Here is a 21604-nt window from a genome sequence, read left to right as displayed (position 1 = left end):
CCTCCCGTGGGGTTCCGGTCTAGACGTCCACCACGCACTGGGCCGTCCAGGTGCCGGCCTCCGTTCGGGCTACCCGCAGGTCGGTGAGGGTCGCCCCCTTCACCTCCACGGCGGGCTGGTGGCGCGCCCGGTCCACGGGCTCGCCCCAGGCCGTGGCGGCCAGGCCCTCCTCCGTCAGGGACACCTCGAAGGCCCCGAACAGCATGGAACGGGTGGCCATCTCGTAGACGAGGGCGTCGAGCCACTCCACCAGGAGGAATTCGGGATCGGGGGCGGACACCTCGATGGGAACGGGATCCTGGGGGACCACCGCCTCGGGCTCGGTAATCACCGCCGTCAGGCCCAGGGCGGCCTGGACCAGGGTTTCCTCCAGGGTGGGACCGAAGGCGCGGATCCCCACATCGGCCTGGTGCTCGTAGTGGGACCATCCGGACTGCGCCATCGCGTTGCCTCCGGCACCTGAAAGCGCGGCAAAATTTGAGTATGTTACCGTTTCCCGGGCCGCTCAAGCGGCGCCCCGTCCGTGGGTTCCCCTACTCCCTGCACCAGACGCGAGCACCCATGACCCAGGCCAACGCCCACACCCCCATGGTCCAGCAATATCTCCGCATCAAGGCGGAATACCCGGACATCCTGCTGTTCTACCGCATGGGGGACTTCTACGAGCTCTTCTTCGAGGACGCGCAGCGCGCCGCGGGGCTGCTGGACATCACCCTCACCCAGCGTGGCGAGAGCGGCGGCCAGGCCATCCCCATGGCCGGGGTCCCGGTACACAACCTGGAGCCCTACCTGGCGCGGCTGGTGAAGGCGGGAGAATCGGTGGCCATCTGCGAGCAGATGGGCGACCCCAACGCCGCCAAGGGGCCGGTGGAGCGCAAGGTGGTCCGGGTGGTTACCCCCGGCACCCTCACCGAATCCCACCTGCTGGAGGAGCGGGCCAACAACTTCCTGGCCGCGGTGGTACCCGGGCCGCAGGGGGACCGTTGGGGCCTGGCCGCCCTGGACCTGTCCACGGCGCGGTTCACGGTAACGGAACTGGACTCGGAGGAGTCCCTGGGCGGTGAGGTGACGCGCCTCGACCCTGCGGAGATCCTCCTCCCCGAGGGCCACGCCCTCCCGGAGAGCGTGGGCCCGCCCTACCGGGACCGGGCCCAGCCGCGCCCCACCTGGGGCTTCCAGGAGGACACCGCCCGTGAGTACCTCACCGAGCAGTTCGGCACCCGGGACCTTTCGGCCTTCGACTGCGAGGGCCTTTCCGCCGGCCTCCCCGCGGCGGGGGCCCTGCTGATCTACGCCCGGGAGACGCAGAAGGGCCTGCTGCCCCACGTGCGCACCCTGGAGCGCGAGCGCACGGCGGAGACGGTGGTCATGGACGCCGCGACCCGCCGCAACCTGGAGATCGACCGCACCCTCTCCGGAGAGGGCGACACCCACCTGGTGGGCGTCATCGACCGTACGGTGACCCCCATGGGAGCGCGGCTCCTGCGTCACTGGCTGAACCGGCCCCTGCGCGACATGGAGGCCCTCCGCCGGCGCCACCAGGCGGTGGGCTCCCTGCTGGACCGCGGCCGGTTCCTGGAGGTGCGCGAGATCCTGGACCGCGCCGGGGACATGGAACGGATCCTGACCCGGGTCGGCCTGGGCTCGGCCAATCCGCGGGACCTCAAGAAGCTAGGCGAGACCCTGGCGGTAGTCCCCGCGCTGCGCGAGGTCCTGGAGTCCCACGACAGCCCCCGGCTCGCGGAGCTGGCGGAGGCCTTGCCCCCGCAACCGGAATGGGTGGGCCACCTCCAGCGCGCCCTGGTGGATCAGCCTCCGGCCACGGTGCGCGACGGCGGCTTCATCCGGCCCGGCTTCGACGCCGAGCTGGACCAGCTCAAGGACGTGGGCGACAACGCCGGCGACTACCTGGTTCGCCTGGAGGCCGAGGAGCGGGAGGCCACCGGCATCGACACCCTCAAGGTGGCCTACAACAAGGTGCACGGCTACTACATCGAGGTGTCCAAGTCGCGCCTGGGCCAGGTCCCGGAGCGCTTCATCCGCAAGCAGACCCTCAAGAACGCCGAGCGCTTCGTCACCCCCGAGCTCAAGCGCTTCGAGGAGCAGGCCCTCTCGGCCGCCGAGCGGGCCCTGGCCCGGGAGAAGGCCCTGTTCGAGGAATTGGTGGAGTCCCTCCGGGCCGACCTGCCCGCCCTGCAGCCCCTGGCCCAGGCGATCGCCGAGGCGGACGTGCTCGCCTGCTTCGCCGAGCGGGCCGAGGCCCTGGATTACGTGCAGCCGGAATGGACCGAGGATCGCTCCCTCACCATCCGGGAGGGCCGCCATCCCGTGGTGGAGGCCGCCAGCAGCGATCCCTTCGTGCCCAACGACCTGATCCTCAACAACCGGCGGCGCATGCTGCTCATTACCGGCCCCAACATGGGCGGCAAGTCCACCTACATGCGTCAGGTGGCCCTTATCACCCTGCTCGCCCACGCCGGCAGCTACGTGCCCGCCGCTGAGGCGCGCCTGCGCCCGGTGGACCGCATCTTCACCCGCATCGGCGCCCGCGACGACCTCGCCTCCGGGCGCTCCACATTCATGGTGGAGATGACCGAGACCGCCAACATCCTCCACAACGCCGGTCCCGACTCCCTGGTGCTCATGGACGAGATCGGCCGCGGCACCTCCACCTTCGACGGGCTCGCCCTGGCGTGGGCCAGCGCCGAGCGCCTCGCCGAGCACAACCGCTCCTGGGCCCTGTTCGCCACCCACTACTTCGAGCTCACCGATCTGGCCGACCGGCTCTCCGGGGTGGCCAACGTCCACGTCTCCGCCCGGGAGCACGGCGACCGGGTGATCTTCCTGCACACCGTGCGCGACGGCGCGGCCGACCGCAGCTACGGCCTGCAGGTGGGCTCCCTGGCCGGCCTCCCCGCCCCCGTCATCGAGCGCGCCCGTGACCTCCTGGAAGAGCTGGAGTCGGGGGCCGTCACCCCCACCCACGAGCCCGGAGATCCCCAGCCGGCCCCGCAACTCGATCTGTTCGGCAGCGCCGCGGACCCCCTGGTGGAGCGCCTGCGGGAGACCGATCCCGACAGCCTCACCCCCCGCCAGGCCCTGGAGCTTCTCTACGAGCTCCAGGGCCTGGCGAGCGCCCGGAAGTCCTGACCCTGCCCTGGATGCCTCCAGCCCTCCCCTTCCTCTTCAGTATCCCTTATGGGAATACAGGAAATTTCTAATCCAAAAGGCGGCTTGAAATCAGGAGTTTATTCCGAATGTTGGCGTTCCGGAGTGCAATGGGGTTTGAACCCGGGCCGGGAAATGGGCATCATCTAGGCCCGAACAAGGCCATCCCATACGGTTTTAGAATTCCAAGAAATGCTACGCAAGACCACATTCCTGCTCATGCTTCTCCTTGCCTTCTCGGCTATCGCTGCCCAGGCGGAGACCCGCTACGTCAGCGACCAGCTGGAGATTACGCTCCGGCGCGGCAAGTCCGTCCAGCACAAGATCCTGGCGTCCCCCGATAGCGGCACCCCGCTGGAAGTCCTGGAGGTGGACCGGGAGGCAGGGTTTTCCCGCGTCCGGACGCCTTCCGGCACGGAAGGCTGGGTCCTGACCCGCTACCTGATGGACGAGCGGCCGGCGCGGGACCGGATCGCCAACATGCGGGAGCGCATGGAACGCAACCAGGCCCGCATGGAAAAGATGGAGGGGCAGCGCGAAGAGCTGGAGGCTCTGCAGCAGGAAAACGGGGAGCTCAAGCGGGAGCTCGAGGAGCTCAAGGAGACAAGCTCCAACGCGGTCGCCCTGAAAGAGCGCGCGGAGACCCTGGAGCGGCGCAACCAGGAGCAGGCCGAGGAGCTCAAGCGGTTGCAGGAAGAGAACAGGCAGCTTCAGGACCTCTCCGCCCAGACCTGGTTCACCCGCGGGGCCGGCGTGGTTGTTGCCGGGATGCTGGTGGGCCTGATCCTGCCGCGCATCCGCTTCCGCAAGAAGCGCCGCTACGAGCTGTAGGCGGAGGCAAGCGCCGGGGCGTCAGAGGCGCCCCGAGCGAGAGATGGCCACGATCAGCCACAGGCCGAAGAAGGCCGCCACGCCGAAGCCCACCAGGCCGAACATGGGCAGGCCGTAGACCTCCGGGCCCGCTCCCGCCACCACCAGCTGGGCGGAGCCGATGACCAGGGCGGCAACCACCAGGGCAAAGGCGATGCGGTTGCTGGCCCGGTCCAGCTCCTGCTCCAGGCTGCGCAGCTGGCGGAACTCGAACTGGATGGGGGTGCCCTGCCCCAACCGGCGCAGGGCGCTGCGGAAATCGCGGTAGATCGCCTGGGTCTCCGCGCCCCCCGCCTCCACCCGGCCCAGCATGCGCCTGGCCATCTGGTCCGGGCGATAGCGCGCCCGCATCACCGCCCGCAGGTAGGGCTCGGCCTCGGAGACCATGTCGAATTCGGGGTCCAGGACCTGCCCCAGCCCCTCCACCGTGATGAGGGCCTTGGCGAGCAGGGCCAGGTCGGGCGGGAGGGTGATGTGGTGCGCCCGGATGAGGCGCACGAACTCGAGCAGGATCTCGCCGAGCTGCAGGTTCTCCAACCGCACGCTGTGGTAGCGCTCGATGAAGCGCTCGGCATGGAGCAGCAGTTGGTCCCGGTCCAGGTCCGCCGGGGCCCGGCCGATGCTGAGGAAGGCGTCCACCGCTTCCTCGGAATTGCGCTCGATGAGGGCGAGCAGGAGGCCCAGGAGCTGCTCGCGCAGCTCGGGCCGAAGCCGGCCCACCATGCCGCAGTCGATGAAGCAGACTCGGTCGGGCTCCGGGAAGATGACGTTGGACGGGTGCGGGTCGGCGTGGAAGAAGCCGTCCTGGATGATCATCTTGAGGAAGGCCCGGGCGCCCACGCGGGCCAGGCGGTGGCGGTCGTAGCCCAGCTCGTCCAGCTCCTCGGGCGGGGTGAGGGCCATGGGGCCGTCGATGAGCTCGGTCACCAGCACCGTCTCCCGGGTGTATTCCCAGTGCACCTCGGGGAACCGTACCTCGCGCCGGTTGCGGAAGTTCTCCCGGAACCGTTCCAGGTTGCGCCCTTCCTGGGTGAGATCCAGTTCGGCGCGGAAGCTCTCCGAGAACTCCTCGGCAATCTGCACCGGATCGTGGTGGGCCAGCTCGGTGATATGGTCGGCGGCCAGCTGGGCGAGCCGCTTGAGGATCCGCAGGTCCACCTCCACCTGCCCCTGGATCCCCGGCCGGCGCACCTTCACCGCCACTTCCTCCCCCGTGTCCAGGGTGCCCCGGTGGACCTGGGCGATGGAGGCGGTGGCCATGGGCTCGCGGTCGAAGCGGGCCAGCCGGTGCCACCCCTCGTCCCCCCAGGCGGCGCGCAGCTCCTCCTCGATGTCGGCGAACTCGATGGGGGGCAGGCGCCCCTGGAGGTTGGAGAGCTCTTCGATCCAGTCGGGGGGCAGCAGGTCCGGACGGGTGGACAGGATCTGACCGATCTTGATGAAGGATGGCCCCAGCTCCTCGCAGACCCGGCGGACCCGTTCGGCGGTGGTCAGCCCCCGGGCCCGCTCGGGGCCCTTCCGGGCCCAGGAGGGCAGGAAGCGCCCCAGCCGCAGCTGCTGGACCAGCTCGCCGAACCCATAGCGGGCGAGTACCCCCAGAACCTCCCGCAGCCGATTGATCTGCCGGAGCCCGTCGAAGCCGAACCGGCTCACTCCCGGTTTCCCGTGTCGGAATCCGCCATCCGGCGCTCCATCTCGGCCACCCGGGCCTGGAGCTGGGTGATGCGGCGGGTCAGTCCCTCCAGGTCCTCGCGGGTCACGAGGTGCATGCCGTGCAGCACCCGGGTGCTCTCCTCCCGGACGCGCTCCTCCACCTCGTGGATCGACTCCCGGCCCGACTCCCGCCAGGTCTCCGTCTCCCGGTCCACGCGCTCCTGGAAGCGCTCACGACTGGCCCGGCCGGTCTCCGCCAGCCCGGCCGCACGCCGCCGCGCGCCCCGCCAGCCGGTTACCGCCGCCCCCAGGGCGACATCCACCGCGGTCCTCAGCCGCTCGCGCATCCTCCCGCTCCCTTTCTCGCTGGGGGTATGGGGGTTATTCGTACCTAGGACCCTAGCAGAAGAGGCGCGGAACAAGCCACGGGGTTCAGGCAGCCCCCTCGTGAAGCAGCCGCTCCAGGCCCTCCTCGTCCAGGATCCGAACCCCCAGGGATTCGGCCTTGTCCCGCTTGGAACCCGGGTCTGCCCCGGCCACCACATAGTCGGTCTTGGCCGACACCGAGCCCGTGACCCGGGCGCCCCGGGACTCCAGGGCAGCCCGAACCTCGTCCCGGGTCCAGCGCTCCAGGGTCCCGGTCAGCACCAGGCGGAGTCCCGAAAGGTCGGGCCCCTCGGTAGAACCCTGGCCGCTCTCCTCGATCCGAAGCTCCCCCCGGAGGCCGTCGATGACCTCCTGGTTGTGGGGCTGACGGAGGAAGGCGACGATGGAGCTCGCCACCGCCGGGCCGACGTCGGGGACCTCCTGGAGCTCCTCCTCGTCGGCGGACACCAAAGCGTCCAGGGTGCCGTAATGGCTGGCCAGCCCCTGGGCCGTGGCCTCCCCCACCAGCAGGATGCCCAGGGCGTAGATGAACCGCGCCAGGGTGGTGTCGCGGCTGGCGTCGATGGCGTTGACCAGGTTGGTGGCGGACTTCTCCGCCATGCGATCGAGCCCCTGCAGATCCTCCACCGTCAGGTGGTAGAGGTCCACGGGGGTGTGCACCAGGTCCCGGTGGATGAGCTGCTGGGCGATCTTCTCCCCCAGGCCGTCGATGTCCATGGCCCGGCGGCTGGCGAAGTGGAGGATGGTGTGCAGGCGCTGGGCCGGGCACGAGAGGCCCCCGGTGCAGCGGGCGATGGCCTCTTCCTCCGGGCGGATCACCTGGGAGCCGCACACGGGGCAGGTGTCGGGGAGGCGGTAGGGCCTGGCGTCGGGGGGGCGGCGGTCGGTGACCACCTTGACCACCTCGGGAATCACGTCCCCGGCGCGGCGGACCATCACCCAGTCGCCAATGCGGACGTCCTTGCGGTCGATCTCGTCCTGGTTGTGCAGGGAGGCCCGGGAGACCGTGGCCCCGGCCACCTCCACGGGGTCCAGGTGGGCGATGGGGGTCACTGCCCCGGTGCGGCCCACGGAGGGCTCGATGTCGCGGATCCGGGTCAGCTCCTCCAGGGCGGGGAACTTGTGGGCCAGCGCCCAGCGCGGCGAGCGGGCGATGCTGCCCAGCTCCTCCTGGTAATCGAAGCGGTCCACCTTGTAGACCACCCCGTCGATCTCGTAGGCCAGGTCATGGCGCTGGTCGAGGAGGCCCCGGTAGGCCTCCAGGCAGGCCTCGATGCCCCGGACGGCGCGCACCTCCCGGACCATGGGGAATCCCCAGCCGCGCAGCCGCTCCAGCACCTCGCTGTGGCGCTCTCCGATGTCGCCGTCCACCTCGCCGAGGCCGTAGATGGAGATCTCCAATGGGCGCTCGGCGGTGATGCGCGGATCGAGCTGGCGCAGGCTGCCGGCGGCGGCGTTGCGGGGATTGGCGAAGGCGGCCTCGCCCCGTTCCCGGCGGCGCTCGTTGAGGCGCTGGAAGCCGGCCTTGCTCATATACACCTCACCGCGCACCTCCAGCCGGGACGGCCAGCCGGAGCCGCGCAGGCGCAGGGGGATCTGGCGGATGGTGCGCAGGTTGGAGGTGATCTCCTCCCCGCGGTAGCCATCGCCGCGGGTGCCGCCGCGCAGGAGGACGCCGTCCTCGTAGATCAGGGAGACGGCCAGGCCGTCCAGCTTGGGCTCCACCGTGTAGTCCACGGCCTCGTCGGTCTCCAGCAGGTCGCGGACCCGGCGGTCGAAGTCGTAGGCCTCCTGGTCGCTGAAGGCGTTCTGCAGCGACAGCATGGGGACCGCGTGCCGGATTTCGGGGAACTCGTCCAGCGGGGCCGAGCCCACCCGCTGCGTGGGGGAGTCCGGCGTCACCCACTCCGGATGGCGGGCCTCCAGCTCCTGCAGCTCCCGGAGCAGCCGGTCGTACTCGCTGTCGGGGATCTCCGGGTCGTCGAGGACGTAATACCGGTAGTTGTGGTAGTGCAGCTGCTCGCGGAGATCCTGGAGACGTCGGTAGTCGTCCTGGTCGCTGCCTCGATCGGCCATGGGAGCCCCGTGGTTGCTGTTTGCCTCGCTACGGGAGGCGGCCCTGCTGCCGGATGGTCACGCGGCCGTCGCGCACGGTGCCGAGCATGGGAAGCATGTCGCGCAGCACCTCGGGGGCCTCGGCGCCGGCCTGGCCCTCGCCGTTGAACCGGTAGGTCCGAGCTTGCAGGTCCACCCGGTAGCGGCCGCTGATGTCCAGCGTGCCCCCGTTGAGGGTCTCCACCGTACCCTCCAGCCGGCCGGGCCCCGAGACCTCACCCTCCAGGGCGTACTCCCCCAGGGGCCCGGCTGTGGGGACCAGGCCCACCCGCAGGTCTTCCAGGGTGGCCCGGACCTGCCCCCCTTCGGGAAGGGAGCCGCCGTGGAGTTCCTGGCCGGCGAAGAGCAGCCCACCCCGGGCCTCGGCCATGGCCAGCCGGGGATCCACCTCGCCGAGGTTGGCCAGGTCCAGGCGGCCCTGGATCTCGGGGATTTCCCAGCGGTCCCCGAAGCCGTGGTTCAGCCGACCCCGCACCTGGCCGCCGAGAAGCTCGGCGCGAAAGGTATAACCCAGCTCCCCGGTCAGGAGCTTGCCGGGCTGCATCCGAACCTCCCCGGGACCAATGAGCAGCCGGCCGCCGTTGGGCAGGGAGACGGCGACGCGCTGGAAACGGGGGCTCCAGACGGTGCCCTCCACCCCTTCCCAGGCTACCGTATCCGGGACCGAGCCGCGGGCCCAGTGCAGGGCCCAGGAGGCGGGGAATTGAACCACAAGGGCCAGGAGGTAGACCACCACCCCCAGGCCGATCAGCCGTACCCAGCGTTTTTTCACGGCTCCTCTCCCGGGACGAGGGTGAGCTCCGCCTCCACCACCCCTTCCTGCTCCTCGTTCCGTTGGATGCGGGCGGTGCGCACCTTCGCCCCGGAACGCTGTCGGAGGTCGCCCAGCCAACCGGCCAACTCCGGGAAGGCCACCCGGGTAAAGGCCACCTGCACCCCCTCGTCCCCGGAGGAGCGCAGGGTCTCCACCTCGTCGGCCAGCCCGGCCCCCCGCAGGGAGTCCTCCACCAGCGCCGGCCCGAAGGAGCGCTCCCCTTCCACCGAACCGGAGGCGGGGCCGGCGGATTCGCCGCCCAGGCGCTTGACCTCCGCGACATGCTCCCGCATCCAGGACAGATCCTCACGCAGCTCCGGGATCTCCCGGGCGAGGCGCTGGCGCTCCGCCAGGTGGGGCTCGATGAGGAGATAGGCGAGCACCAGCAAGAGCGCGGCCCCGCCCCCGGCAAGTACGGCCCGTTCCCTGGGGGGGCGCTCCCGCCACCATTCCCGGAGCACCTCAGCCCTCCTCCCGGAGGCGGAGGCTGGCGTTCACCCGGCCGTCCTGCATTTCCGCATTTTCCACTTCCACGCTGCCGTTCTCTCCCAGGCGCCGTTGCAATCGCTCCAGGGCCTCGTAATCGGCCATGCTGACCTCCAGGGTCAGCTCGCCGCGCTCATAGGCGAGGGACTCCACCTCCGCGTCCTCCCCCGCCTCCGTAAGCCGGGGGGCGAGCCGCGCTATCCGCTCCAGGAACCCGTCGGACTCCTCCGTGTCCTGCCCGCGCCGGCGGAGCCGTTCCAGGGCCTGCTCCATCTGGTAGCGCGGATCCACCAGATTGCGGGCGTCGGGAAAGGCCTCCCGGTAGGTGTCCTCGATGGCCGCTTCCAGGCGGGCGTGCTCGGCGCTGATGCGCTGGCCCTCCAGAGCCCACTGGATGCCGGCCACCACCAGCAAACCAAGCGCCAGGCCGGCGGCCGGGGCCAGGCGGCGCCCCCACACCCGCGGATCCTCGCGGGAGGCGTAGGGCCCGGTGAGCAGGTTGCAGCCCGCACGGGGCTGCTCCTGGCGGGCCAGCCAAGCGGAACGCGCCCGGCTGTCCTCCTGGATCTCCAGATCCAGCTCCCGGGGCTCCAGCCATGCGGACCACTCGGCCACCCGGGCCCGCTGTTCCTCATCCGCGACCCGCACCCGGAGGATGGCCGGCGCCACGCGAGCCTGCTCCAGGGCCAGCAGAAGGGAGCCCGGGGGCTGGCTGCCGAGGGTGCCGGGCAGGGCGGCGCCCCCGCCCCCACTGGGGAGGCGCAGGAGGAACGGCGATTCGGCCGCATCCAGGAACCAGGTCCCAGGGGGCGGCGGGGGCACGGCCAGAAATTCGGGCACCAGGACCCGGGGCCGCCAGCCGTTCTCCTCCAGCCCGTCCAGCCATTGGTCCATGAGCTCCCGCTCCACCACGGCGACGGGTGTATCCGGCTGGCTCTTGGGGCGCGGCAGGGGAACGAAGTGGTATTCGCCCGGATCCCGGAGCAGCTGCTCCTCCAGGGCGTAGGGGAGGATGGCCCGCTGACGGCGGCGGCTCCCGGCCGGAAGGTGTACCCGGTGGACCCGGACACGCTCGCCGGGCACGCAGAGCATGAGGCGGGCCCCGGCCGGAGCGGGGAGCTCCGACCAATCCACGCACCGCCCTTCCTGCCGGGGTGTGCTCTCGCCGCTCATGCAGCGGGCCCAGTCCAGGCCGTCCGGCCGCAGGCGGACCCACCAGTACTCTCCACGTAACGCCACCTATCGGATCTCCGTGCTATGGCGGATGATTCGGGCCTCTCCCCCGGAACGACGGTACACCGTGGCCAGGCTCCGGGATACCGAGCCGAAGCTCGCCTCGGTCCGCACCAGGAAATAGTTCGTCTGCACGGTGAGGTTGGGCGGCGTCTCCCCCCCGGGGCCGTCGCCGAGGGCCTGGGCGGCGAAGGTGGCGGGGTCGGCGAACGGCTCCTCGCTGGTCTTGGCCGCCCATCGCTGCGCCTCGCCCAGGGCCACGCGGGGCGATCCCCAGGCCTCCACCACCGCGGCGAGTACCTCGGGCGAGGCGGTATTGACGTTGACCCCGGTGGCCTCCGGCAGGGCGGTGATGTGGGGCTCCAGGGCCTGCCAGGCCTCGCCGTCCACCCCCCGCAGGAGGCGGATTTCCTCCGCCTCCCCGAAGGGGCGATTGGCCGCCAGGTAGGGGGGCTGTCGACCCTGGTACATGCCGTCCTCGGCCCCGCCCCCGCCGTAGGGGGTCTGGTCGGGGTCGATCCAGTCCACCGCAGCATCGGCGATCCCCGGATCCAGCTCCAGGATCCGGAGAAGCCTCTGGAACTGTTGGTGGGCCACGGGATCCACCTCGCCCTCGGCCGTCACCAGATTGTTCAGGTTGAACCGCCCCTGGAGGTCCTCGACCCGGCCGTTGAGCTCGCCCCAGTCCACCGGGATCGGGGGGATGGGCCGGGCCCAGAGGTCGGTGTGGCCGTCGAATTCGTTGGTGTCCCGCTCCAGGAGCATTCCCACCCAGTGCTGGGCCGCCCGGGATACCTGGTCCGCCTGCGCGAGGGCGCCGTCCCCCTGCACCTGGCGCACCCAGACCTCGTTGGAGAGGCTGAGCCGGGCCACCACCGCCGTCAGCACCGTGACGATCAGGAGCACGGTGACCAGGGCCACGCCCCGCTCATCGCGGGTGGCCGACATGGAAGACACGCTCGAAACGGCCATGCTCCTCGAATTCCAGGGTAATTTCCACGGCCCGCGGCAGGCCGGCGTCCGCGCTCCCGCCCGGGCCTGCCCCGGCCCCGCCTCGGGGCCATCGCTGGGCCCAGCGCCGATCCTGGCCGGCCAGGTACCGGATCGTCACCTCCTCCACGCCGTCCATAAGCGCCACCTCCCGGGGCTCGAGGCCGGTCGGGGCGTCCAGGCGGGGCCAGGTGAGGCGGAAAAGCTCGCCCTCCCGCAGCCGGTAGGCCACCCGCCGATAGGGGCTGGCCGGCCCCTCGCGGAAGGAGGTGCTGCCGCCCCGGACGAAGCGGAACAGCGTGTCCTCGCCCGTCCTGCCCCCCATGGCCGCGCCGCTTTCGGAGCCCTCGAAGGCCAATGTCCACTCCCCGGCCGGGCTGCGCGGGGGACGGTTGCGCACCTGGCCGAGGTCGCGCCGCATGAGGCTGAGCACCGACCCCAGCCGCTGCCAGAAGGCCCGGGTATCCTGGAGCCGCTCCTCGGTCCGCAGGCCCTGGCTGAGGGCGGTGTACCCTGCCGCCGCCACCAGGGCAAAAACGGCAAGGGCGATGAGCACCTCCAGCAGGGTCATGCCCGCCTCCCGGTTTCCGGGGGAACGGGTCATGGCTGTTCCCTTCCCTGCTCTACCGGACCTTGCCCGCCTGGCCGTTGCTCCCCCGGTGCCTGGTTACCCCGCCCCTGGTTTCCAGGACCCTGATTTCCCGTGGGCGTTTCCTCCCGGGGCTGCCGCAGGAACCCCTCCAGGGAGGCCAGGTCGCGTTCGTCCTCGCCGGGCCCCACCTCCACGCTGATGCGGCGCAGGGCCTCCTCCTCGGTCTCCCGCACCTGCTCCCGCCAGAACCACTCCCGGCCACCCATCTCGCTGGAGCCCTCATAGGTCCGGGTCTCGGGCCAGTCCTTCCGGGCCTGATGGAGGACCACCCGGTTCTCGGCCACCCAGCGGGCCATGAGCCGGTCGGGGAGGCCCTGGGAGATGGCGATTCCCTGGCTCAGGCCCTTCCAGAGTGCGGCCAAGGCGAAGGCCACCACGGCCAGGGCCACGAGGACCTCCACCAGGGTGAATCCCGCATCCCGACGGCCGGACGCCGTCATTCCGGCCGCTCCACGCGGGCCCGGCCCACCGGGTCCAGCACCACGGTTCGCCGGATATCCTCATCCCCCAGGGTAAGCCGGAAGGCGTCCTGCTCGCCGGTGGGGTACAGGTAGACCTCCCCCTCGCCGGCCGCCTCCTCGCCGTTTATGGACAGACCCGCCCATTCTATGTCGGGATCTTGGCGCACGGAGGCGAAGGGCGACTGTTTGACCCGCTCGAACTCCTGGCCCTGGCGCACCTGGAAGCGGTAGGAGCGCTCCTCCGTATCCAGGACCACCCGCCAGGTGCGGGAAGAGAGCATGGCCTCCTGCCGCACCTGGTTCACCAACAGGACCATGCGGTCCGCGGCCTCCGCGACACCCCGGCCGCCTCCCCCATTCAAGGAAGGCACCATGAGGCCGGTGATGATCGCCACCAGGGCGATCACCACCAGGATCTCCAGCAGCGTGAAGCCGTCCTGCCCGGCCGGGGCCGTGCACGAGAAGCCCTGCCTACAGCTCCCAGGAGCCGATGTCGGCATTCTCGCCCTCGCCGCCTTCGCGGCCGTCGGCCCCGAGGCTCACGATGTCCACCTCGCCGTGCTTGCCGGGGTTCAGGTACTGATAGGGGTTGCCCCAGGGGTCCTTGGGAACCTGGTCCAGATAGCCGTTCCAGTTGGGCGGTTCGGGGTCGGAGGTGGGCTCCTCCACCAGCGCCTCGAGCCCCTGGTCCGTGGTGGGATAGCGATGGTTGTCCAGCTTGTACATGTCCAGGGCCGACTGGATGGCCCGGATGTCGTTCTTCGCCGCCGTGACCCGGGCCTGGGCGGGCCGGTCCATTACGCGCGGGACCACCACGGCGGCCAGGATGCCCAGGATCACCACCACCACCATGAGCTCGATGAGGGTGAAGCCCTCCTCCTCGCCGCGCCGATCGTGCGGAGCGGGGGCGGCCTGGGTCGCGGGTACGAATGGGATGCGGATCAAGATCATTCTCTCCTTGTTCGGCCGGTATACGCCGAACCGGTCTGGTTGAAACACCTTCTAGCCCACCATCTGGTTCATCTCGAAGATGGGCAGCAGGATCGCCAGTACGATGACCAGCACGATGCCGCCCATCACCAGGATCAAAACCGGCTCCATAAGGGCCGTAGCGGCGGAAACCGCCGATTCCAGCTCGCGCTCCTGGTTGGATGCGGCCCGCTCCAGCATCTTCTCCAGCTCCCCGCTCTCCTCGCCCGCCGAGAGCATGTGGATCATGAGCGGCGGGAAGTAGCCGGATTGGCCGAGGGCGGTGTGCAGCCGCCCGCCCTCCCGGACCGTGACCGCGGCCTCTTCCACCGCCTCGCGAATGGGCTGGTTGCGGACCACCCGGCCGCCGATGCGGATGGCCTCCAGCAGGGGCACCCCGCTTTCGGTGAGGATGGCCAGGGTGCGGGCCAGACGCGCCGAGTTGATGGTCCGGGACAGGCGCCCGATGAAGGGCAGACGCAGCAGCATGCGATCGAAGGCGTAGCGCACGCGCGGCCTGCGCAGGGCGTAGGTGGCCAGCAGGGCCGCTCCGCCGAGCAGCACCACCAGCAACAGACCGTTGGCCCGCAGGAAATCGCTGGAGGCGATCAGGCCCCGGGTGAGCAGCGGCAGGGTCTGCCCCGTGCTCTCGAACACCCGCACCACCTCGGGGACCACGTAGGTGAGCAGGGCCACGACCACCAGCACGGCCACCACGGTGACCAGGATGGGGTAGATCAGCGCCACCCCCAGCTTCTGGCGCATGGCCTGGCGCTGCTCGGTGTAGTCGGCGAGGCGGTCCAGTACCTCCTCGAGGCGGCCGGAGGCCTCCCCCGCCTCCACCATGACCCGGTAAAGCTCGGGAAAGGTGCGCGGGAAGCTGCCCAACGCCTCCGTGAGCGTGGCACCCTCGGTGATCTGGGCCCGCACTCCCGCCACCACCGATTGCAGCTGCCGGCCGCTGACCTGCTCGCCAAGGGCGCGCAGCGCCTCCTCCAGGGGCATGCCCGCGCGCACCAGGGTGGCCAGCTGCCGGGTCAGGAGGGCCAACCCGGAGGCGGAGACCCGGCCGCCGAGCATGGGACGGCCCTGCCGGGTCCCCTGCTCGGCCACGGGCTGCACTTCCACCGGATAGAGGCCCTGGTCGCGGAGCTGGGCCCGGATCTGGCGGGGGGAGTCCCCGGTGAGGATGCCCTTGCGGTTGCGTCCGCGCGCGTCGAGGGCTTGGTACTCGAAGGCGGCCATATCAGGCTTGGGTCACGCGCAGGACTTCCTCGAGGCTGGTCTCCCCGGCGAGCACCAGCCGGATGCCGTCCTCGCGGAGAGTGGTCATGCCCCCCTCGCGGGCGGCCTGCCGCAGGGTCTGCTCGCCCCGGCTGTCGTGAATGAGGTGGCGCAGCTCTTCGTTCACCGTCATGAGCTCGTAGATGCCCGTACGGCCCCGGTATCCCGTGTATCCGCAGGCCTCGCAGCCCACCGGGTGATGGATGACGGCGGGCTCCTCCGGACCGAGCCCAAGGAGGGCGTGCTCGCCCTCGTCGGCCTCCTGGGGCGTTCGGCAATCGGGGCACAGCTTGCGCACCAGGCGCTGGGCCATGGCGCCCAGCAGGCTCGAGGCCACCAGGTAAGGCTCCACCCCCATGTCCACCATGCGGGTGATGCTGCCCACCGCGTCGTTGGTGTGCAGGGTGCTGAAGACCCGATGGCCGGTGAGGCTGGCCTGCACCGAGACCTCGGCCGTCTCCAGGTCGCGGATCTCGCCCACCATGATCACATCGGGGTCCTGGCGGAGAATGGCCCGCAGCCCGCGGGCGAAGGTCATGCCGGTCTTGGCGTTCACCGGGATCTGCCCCACCCCCTCCAGGTCGTACTCCACCGGGTCCTCCACCGTGATGATGTTGATCTCCGGGCTGCGGACCCGCTGCAGGGCCGCGTAGAGGGTGGTGGTCTTGCCGGAGCCGGTGGGGCCGGTCACCAGGAAGATGCCGTAGGGCGAGCGGATGAGGTCCTCAAAGCGGTTGCGGATGGACTCCGGCATGCCGATCTGGGCCAGGGTCAGGGGGCCCTGCTCCTTCTCCAGGATCCGCATGACCACCCGCTCGCCGTATTGGGTGGGCAGGGTGGAGACGCGCACGTCCACGGTGCGGCCGGCCAGGCGCAGGCTGATGCGCCCGTCCTGGGGCACCCGGCGCTCCGCGATGTTCATGCGGGCCATGACCTTGACGCGCGCGGCGATGCGGCCCGACAGGCCCGGCGGGGGCTCCACCAGGTCCCGCAGGACCCCGTCCACGCGGTAGCGGATCACCACCCGGGACTCGAAGGGCTCGATGTGGACGTCGGAGGCCCCCTCCTCGATGGCTTGGGTCATCACGGCGTTGAGGAGGCGGATGATGGGCGCGTCGTCCTGGCTGTCCAGGAGGTCCGCCGATTCCGGAAGTCCCGCGGAGGCGGCGTCCAGGTCCACCGCATCGCCCAGGTCCTCCACGGCGTCGGCGGCGGCTCCAGTGCGCTCGAAGGCGCGTTGCAGGGCGCGGTTGAAAGGCTCCTCCGGAATCATGACCGGCCGGTAATCGGTCCCCAGCTCCCCCTGCAGCTCGAGGAGCGTCTCCCAGGCCACATCGGGGCGCACCCAGACGACCGTGCCCTGATCCTCCTGGTAGGCGGGAAGGACGCCAAGGCGGCGTGCCTGCCCGAAACCCAGCAAGCTGGCCACCTCCGGGTCGATCCGCCCCAGGTCGGGATCCGCCTCGTGCGCCCACCCCAGGTGGCGGGCCCGCTCCATCGCCCAGGAGGCCTCGCTCAGGCTGCCCCGATCGATGAGCTGGCGGGCGGCGGCCAGACTGTCGCCGCTCTGGGCTTCCAAGGCTTCCCGCCATTCCTCGGGGGTGATGGTGGAGGGGGGCGGCAGGCTCATTGCTCCGTTTCTTCTCCGTTGCCGTTGGTTGGCCCGTTCAGATCCCGGGGCGCGATGCGCTCCCACTCCTCCATGGGCGGCGGAGTTTCCTCCTGGGAGCCCTCGTCTTTCTGAAGGTCCTTGATGAAGTCGTACTTGGTGCTGGTGCGCTCCGTCATATCCTCCGGGCCCCGCACGATGCGCGGGCGGAGGAAGACCATGAGGTTGGTCTTCGTCTCACTAGTCCGCTTGTAGCGGAAAAGGTTCCCCAGGATGGGGATCCGGCCCAGGATCGGCACCTCCTGAACGCTCTCCTGATTGTCGGTCTGGATGAGGCCGCCGAGGACGATCATCCGGTCGTTCTCGGCGATGACGGTGGTCTCCAGGGAGCGCTTGCGGGTGACGATGTCCCGGGCCTCGCCGCGCTGGTCCACGCTGGAGACCTCCTGGTAGATGTTCATTTTGATGGCGCTGCCCTCGGTGATCTGGGGCGTGATCCGCAGGGTCAGGCCGACGTCCTCGCGCTCGATGGTCTGAAAGGGGTTCTGCACCGCCGAGCCCGCCCCCGTGTCCGTGGAGCTGTAGGAGCCCGTCACGAAGGGCACGTTCCGGCCCACCATGATCTCGGCCTCCTCGTTGTCCATGGTCAGGAGGTTGGGCGTGGACAGGACGTTGGTGTGGCTGCGGGTTTCCAGGGCCCGCAGTAGCCCGGCCATGTTGATGATTTCCGTGCCGCCGGGAAGCTCGAGCGTGCCGTCCACGTAGCCGACGCTGAGGCCGGAGCCAAGGCCCAAGGGGTTCTGGGCGCTGGCCTGGATGCTGTCACCGACGGAGAAGGAGGTTCCACCCACCACCCCGGTGCCGTCCTCCAGATTCTCCGAGGCCTGCCACTGGATGCCGAACTCCCGGGCCTGGTCCACCGAGATCTCGGCGATGAGGGCCTCCACATAGACCTGCAGGCGGCGGACGTCGAGCTTATCCACCACCCCCTTGATGGCCCGGAAGTCGGACTTGGAGGCCCGTACCACGAGGGCGTTGGTCTGGGAGTCGGCCTTGATGGTGATGTCGGCAACGGCCCCGGCGCCTTCCTGGCCACCGCCATTTTCCTCGGTGACCGTGCTCTCCAGCACCTCCACCATGTCTTCGGCGTCCGCGTTCTTCAGGTAGATGACCCGGGTGTTGCCCTCGGTTCCGGTGGGCGTATCCAGCCCGTCGGCGAGCTCCTGGATCTCCTCCCGGGTGGTCTCCCGGCCGCGGATGATCAGGCTGTTGGTGCGCGGATCGGCCAGAACTACCGTCTGTTCCTCGTTTTCCTGCCCCTGGTCGGTGTAGAGCCGGCCGAGCATATCGGCAAGCTCCTTGGCCGAGGCGTTGGAGAGGGGGATCACCTCCAGTTCCCCGGCCTCGGTGGGCTTGTCCAGCCGATCGATGATGTTCGTGAGCCGGTTGATGTTGGAGGCCCGGTCCGTGAGGATCAGGGCCGCGGTGTCCGGGTAGGCCACCAGGTGGCCGTAGGCGGGCACGAGGGGGCGAAGGATGGGCACCATGCGCTGGGCGGAGACGTGTTCCAGGCGGACCACCTTGGTGATCATGCGGTCGCCGTCTTCACCTTCGTTCACCTCGATGGCCCGGTGCTTCCCCTCCTCCTGGGGCACGATCTTTGTGACCCCGCCCTCCCGGACGGTCATATAGCCGTTCACCTCCAGGACCGACTCAAAGGCCTTGAAGGCCTCCTCCTCGGTGAGGGCGGTGGGGGCGACCACGGTCACCTTGCCCTCCACCCTGGGGTCCACGAGGAAGTTCCGGCCGCTGAACTCCGCCACCGCCTGGATGACCGCCCGCAGGTCGGCATCCTCGAAATCGAAGTTGACCTCCGCCCGTGCCTTTCCGGACCAGACGGCCAGGCTGGCCAGGAGGAAAACGGCGAGCAGGATCGCCCGCGGAAAGACAGGTTCCGGAAGGCGTGTCTGTACGTGTCCCATACCCATGGATTACCGAACGGAGTAGTTGAGGGTTTGTTCCTGGCCGTCCCGTTCCAAGCGGACCTTGTATTCGTCCGCGTTCTTCAGCTCCCGGTAGGCGCCCAGGGCGTCCGAGGGCGTGCGAATGTCCTGCCCGTTCACCGATTTCACCACGTCTCCCTCCCGCAGGCCGAGATCCTCGTAGATGCTGCCGGACTGGATGTTCACGATGCGGAAGCCGGCCGGCTCCCCGTTCACCCTGTGCGGTACCGCCTTGGCCTGGCGCAGCAGGGAGGGCAGGTTCTCGAGGTTCTGGCGGACAGTGCGCCGGGAGACCACCCGCCGGTTCGCACCCTCTTTCCGGATGCCCGATCCTGACCCTGCGGAGCCCTGCCGGGATGCCCTCCCCTCCAGCTCGGTTACCTCCAGGTTCAAGGCCTCCGTCACCCCGTTGCGGCGCAGGATCACCCGGCGCGGCTCGATACGCAGGATCTCCGCACCCCCGGGAAGCGAGTCACCCACCCGGTACACCCCCTCCTCCCCTTCACCGCTGGCAATCAGGGCCACCTTTTGCGTGCCCTCCTGGCGGGCAAGGATCCCCTTGAGAGTCAGATCCAGCCGGGTCTCGCGCACCGGGGCGTCGGCCCCGGGGCCATTCCCCTCCGAGGCGGGAACGCCGAACAGGCGCCGCGTGCTCTCGGAGACCGGTCCTTCCCTCCCTTGTGCCCCCGGGGAGCCGCCCACGGGCGCCTGGAAGCCGCCGGGGACGGACGGGGACTCCGGGCCCTGCGAGAGTCCCGCCGAGGGTGGGGAAGGGGGAAAAACGTCCCAGGTGAGATCGGCCAGGGCCACGCCAAGCGCCACCACCAGCACCCCCTCGGCCAAGCGGATGCCGGTGGTGGGCGAGAACCGGGAAAGCAAGCTTGTCATATCGGGCGCTGGGATATGGGCCATGGGTTAAAGCGTCTCGTAGTGCGGTCGTGGAGAGGGTTCGGTCCGGGGCTTGCGGCCCCGATGGCACCCTGCTACCGGGCCGTTCAGGGAAATAGCCCGGCCTTCTCGCCGGGTTAGGCGGTCCTGGAATACCCCTCCGCCAGGGAGGATGACCGCATAGTGTAAATGGTCTCGCCCATGAGGCAATGGGAACCCCGCATTTCCGCAACCCGCTCCGGGGGCTACCCCTTATTAGGAGAGTTGCAGGGACGGGTCATGGGTCCTGGGTATCCCGGGGCGATGCGAGCGCCCTGCCCCGGCCAGGCATTCCCGAAAAGAATAAAATGGCCGGGTCCTTCCGTGGCTACTCCCCCACTATTGCAGGAAACATTTAAAATCACCACCTTACTTCCCGGCCTGCAAACCGTTGGGGCGCAGGGGGCCGGCCCCTCAATGGGAAGGCCGTTGTGGGTAGTGGGCCCGAAGGAGGCTTCCGGGGCGGACTCAGGAGAGGGAGGCTACGGTCAGGGGCGCACCCGGACCCAGCGGCCACCCGGCTCCCACCCACACGGTCAGGAGGCCTATCCACACGAGAAGGAAGACCACGGCGTACGGGAGCATGGTGGCCACGAGGGTGCCCAATCCGGCACCGGGAACATACCGCTGCATGAGTGACAGGATGATGACCATGTAGGGGTTGAGGGGGGTGACGACGTTGCTCACGGAATCCCCCACCCGGTAGGCCGCCTGGGTGAGCTCGGGGCTGATGCCTGCCTGCATGAACATGGGGACAAACACGGGGGCGAAGAAGGCGTATTTGGCCGAGGCCGAGCCGATGAACAGGTTGCCCACCACTGTGACGAGCACGAAGGCGGCCATGAGCACGGTGGCCGGGAGGGACAGGGAGGCCAAGAGATCGCCGCCGACGATGGCGAGCATCTCGCCGAGGCGGGAATAACGGAAGGCTTCGATGAACTGGGCGGCGAAGAAGGCGAGCACGATGTACGGGCCCATGTCCGCCATGGTCCGCCCCATGAGCCCGGCGGCGTCGCGGTCGGACCGGATGGCCCCGGCGTGGACGCCGTAGGCCACGGCGGGGATCAGGAAGAGGATCAACAGGATAGGGACGATGGCCTCCACCCAGCGGGCGAAGCGCGCCCCTTCCCCGTGCAGGGGGGCGCCCGGTACCAGTACGAGGGCCGCCATCGCTCCCAGGGTGAGTGCCAGGGCCCAGCCGGCCGAGCGCAAGGCCGCCGCTTCGACCCCCCGGTCCGTACGGTGGGCCCGCTGCCCTCCCTCCTGCTCGGCTTGCTCCAGACCGCGGGTTCCCAGGCGCGGCTCCACGAAGCGCCGGGTCACCCACCAGCCCGCCAGGGGCAGGAGGATCGTGGAGGCGATCATGAACCACCAGTTGGCGGTGACGGCCACCCGGTAATCGGGGTCCAGGATCCGGGCGCCGGCCGTGGATAGGCCCGCCAGCATGGGATCGAGGCCGGTGATCACGAGGTTGGCGGAAAAGCCCGCGGATACGCCGGCGAAGGCGACGGCGATGCCGGCCAGCGGGGAGCGCCCCTGGGAGGCGTACAGGGCGGCGGCCAGGGGCGGCAGCACCACGTAGCCCGCGTCCAGGGTCAGTGAGGAGAGGATCCCAACCAGCAGCAGGGCCGGGGTAACCAGGCCCGGGGCCACCCCGCCCAGGGACCGTTCGATAAGGGCGGGCAGCAGCCCCGTGCGCTCGGCGAGCCCGATGCCGAGCATGGCCACCAGCACCAGCCCGAGGGGCGGGAAGGTGACGAAGTTCTCCACCATGCTGGAGAACAGCCACCATAGGCCGCCGCTGTCCAGCACCCCACGGGCGGCCACCGTTTCCGTGGTGGGGCCGTTCTCCCCGGTAACGGTCTTCTCCACCGCCCAGCCGCCGCTCTCGGCCACCTGGGAGACCGCCAGCACCACCAGGGTCCCAAGGAAGAACAGGGTGGCGGGCTCCGGAAGCCGGTTGCCCAGCCGCTCCAGAACCGC

19 protein-coding genes are annotated in these 21604 nt (G+C 69.9%); 2 read left to right on the top strand and 17 right to left on the bottom strand.

Annotated features, from left to right (window positions below):
* Positions 1-19 precede the first annotated feature (19 nt).
* Entirely contained in the window at positions 20-442 is a 423-nt protein-coding gene (locus AN478_RS08220; protein WP_054966133.1) for an archease, read from the bottom strand.
* A 119-nt stretch (positions 443-561) separates the two neighbouring features.
* On the opposite strand from AN478_RS08220, the gene mutS reads away from it, so the two are divergent.
* Both mutS and AN478_RS08210 read left to right on the top strand, forming a co-directional pair.
* Positions 562-3150, top strand: a complete 2589-nt coding sequence (mutS, locus tag AN478_RS08215) for a DNA mismatch repair protein MutS (protein ID WP_054966132.1) — start codon at positions 562-564, stop codon at positions 3148-3150.
* Between the two features lie 210 nt (positions 3151-3360).
* Positions 3361-3999 carry a TIGR04211 family SH3 domain-containing protein gene (locus AN478_RS08210; RefSeq protein WP_054966131.1) on the top strand — a complete coding sequence of 213 codons (639 nt, stop codon included), beginning with the start codon at positions 3361-3363 and terminating at the stop codon, positions 3997-3999.
* 21 nt (positions 4000-4020) lie between these two features.
* On the opposite strand, the gene AN478_RS08205 is transcribed toward AN478_RS08210, so the two are convergent.
* From AN478_RS08205 to AN478_RS08130, 16 genes are all read right to left on the bottom strand, one after another.
* The gene (locus tag AN478_RS08205; RefSeq protein WP_054966130.1) at positions 4021-5691 is read right to left on the bottom strand and encodes an ABC1 kinase family protein; all 1671 of its coding nucleotides are present in this window, start codon (positions 5689-5691) and stop codon (positions 4021-4023) included.
* Positions 5688-6038, bottom strand: a complete 351-nt coding sequence (locus tag AN478_RS08200) for a hypothetical protein (protein ID WP_054966129.1) — start codon at positions 6036-6038, stop codon at positions 5688-5690. Before AN478_RS08200 ends, AN478_RS08205 begins: the two co-directional genes overlap by 4 nt.
* Positions 6039-6123: 85 nt before the next feature.
* The gene (gene ligA, locus AN478_RS08195) at positions 6124-8154 is read right to left on the bottom strand and encodes an NAD-dependent DNA ligase LigA (protein ID WP_054966128.1); all 2031 of its coding nucleotides are present in this window, start codon (positions 8152-8154) and stop codon (positions 6124-6126) included.
* A gap of 28 nt (positions 8155-8182) precedes the next feature.
* Positions 8183-8965, bottom strand: coding sequence for a type II secretion system protein N (gene gspN / locus AN478_RS08190; protein ID WP_054966127.1), 783 nt, complete (start codon positions 8963-8965; stop codon positions 8183-8185).
* Positions 8962-9468: a type II secretion system protein GspM gene (gene gspM / locus AN478_RS08185; RefSeq protein WP_054966126.1), complete on the bottom strand. Its 507-nt coding sequence runs from the start codon at positions 9466-9468 to the stop codon at positions 8962-8964. The genes gspN and gspM overlap by 4 nt, the downstream gene beginning before the upstream one ends.
* A 1-nt stretch (position 9469) precedes the next feature.
* Entirely contained in the window at positions 9470-10732 is a 1263-nt protein-coding gene (gspL, locus tag AN478_RS08180) for a type II secretion system protein GspL (RefSeq protein WP_082432966.1), read from the bottom strand.
* Positions 10733-11698 carry a type II secretion system minor pseudopilin GspK gene (gene gspK, locus AN478_RS08175; protein WP_082432965.1) on the bottom strand — a complete coding sequence of 322 codons (966 nt, stop codon included), beginning with the start codon at positions 11696-11698 and terminating at the stop codon, positions 10733-10735.
* Positions 11655-12320 carry a type II secretion system minor pseudopilin GspJ gene (gene gspJ, locus AN478_RS08170; protein ID WP_054966123.1) on the bottom strand — a complete coding sequence of 222 codons (666 nt, stop codon included), beginning with the start codon at positions 12318-12320 and terminating at the stop codon, positions 11655-11657. Before gspJ ends, gspK begins: the two co-directional genes overlap by 44 nt.
* Positions 12317-12808, bottom strand: coding sequence for a type II secretion system minor pseudopilin GspI (gspI, locus tag AN478_RS08165; RefSeq protein ID WP_054966122.1), 492 nt, complete (start codon positions 12806-12808; stop codon positions 12317-12319). Before gspI ends, gspJ begins: the two co-directional genes overlap by 4 nt.
* Positions 12805-13329 carry a GspH/FimT family pseudopilin gene (locus tag AN478_RS08160; RefSeq protein WP_074471324.1) on the bottom strand — a complete coding sequence of 175 codons (525 nt, stop codon included), beginning with the start codon at positions 13327-13329 and terminating at the stop codon, positions 12805-12807. Before AN478_RS08160 ends, gspI begins: the two co-directional genes overlap by 4 nt.
* On the bottom strand, positions 13301-13765 hold the full coding sequence (gene gspG / locus AN478_RS08155; RefSeq protein ID WP_399354197.1) for a type II secretion system major pseudopilin GspG: 465 nt from the start codon (positions 13763-13765) through the stop codon (positions 13301-13303). Before gspG ends, AN478_RS08160 begins: the two co-directional genes overlap by 29 nt.
* Before the next feature lie 66 nt (positions 13766-13831).
* Positions 13832-15043, bottom strand: a complete 1212-nt coding sequence (gene gspF / locus AN478_RS08150) for a type II secretion system inner membrane protein GspF (protein WP_054966120.1) — start codon at positions 15041-15043, stop codon at positions 13832-13834.
* 1 nt (position 15044) lies between these two features.
* A complete protein-coding gene (gene gspE / locus AN478_RS08145) occupies positions 15045-16712 on the bottom strand; it encodes a type II secretion system ATPase GspE (RefSeq protein WP_082432964.1) in 1668 nt (555 codons plus the stop codon).
* Positions 16709-18673, bottom strand: a complete 1965-nt coding sequence (gene gspD / locus AN478_RS08140) for a type II secretion system secretin GspD (protein ID WP_176758748.1) — start codon at positions 18671-18673, stop codon at positions 16709-16711. Before gspD ends, gspE begins: the two co-directional genes overlap by 4 nt.
* Before the next feature lie 9 nt (positions 18674-18682).
* Entirely contained in the window at positions 18683-19582 is a 900-nt protein-coding gene (gspC, locus tag AN478_RS08135) for a type II secretion system protein GspC (protein WP_176758747.1), read from the bottom strand.
* A 507-nt stretch (positions 19583-20089) separates the two neighbouring features.
* A complete protein-coding gene (locus AN478_RS08130; RefSeq protein WP_269434446.1) occupies positions 20090-21598 on the bottom strand; it encodes an AbgT family transporter in 1509 nt (502 codons plus the stop codon).
* Positions 21599-21604: the final 6 nt, after the last annotated feature.

It is taken from the genome of Thiohalorhabdus denitrificans (assembly GCF_001399755.1).
GTDB lineage: Bacteria > Pseudomonadota > Gammaproteobacteria > Thiohalorhabdales > Thiohalorhabdaceae > Thiohalorhabdus > Thiohalorhabdus denitrificans.
The sequence above is the reverse complement of the archived record's forward strand: the minus strand, read 5'-3'. Positions and strand labels throughout refer to the sequence as shown.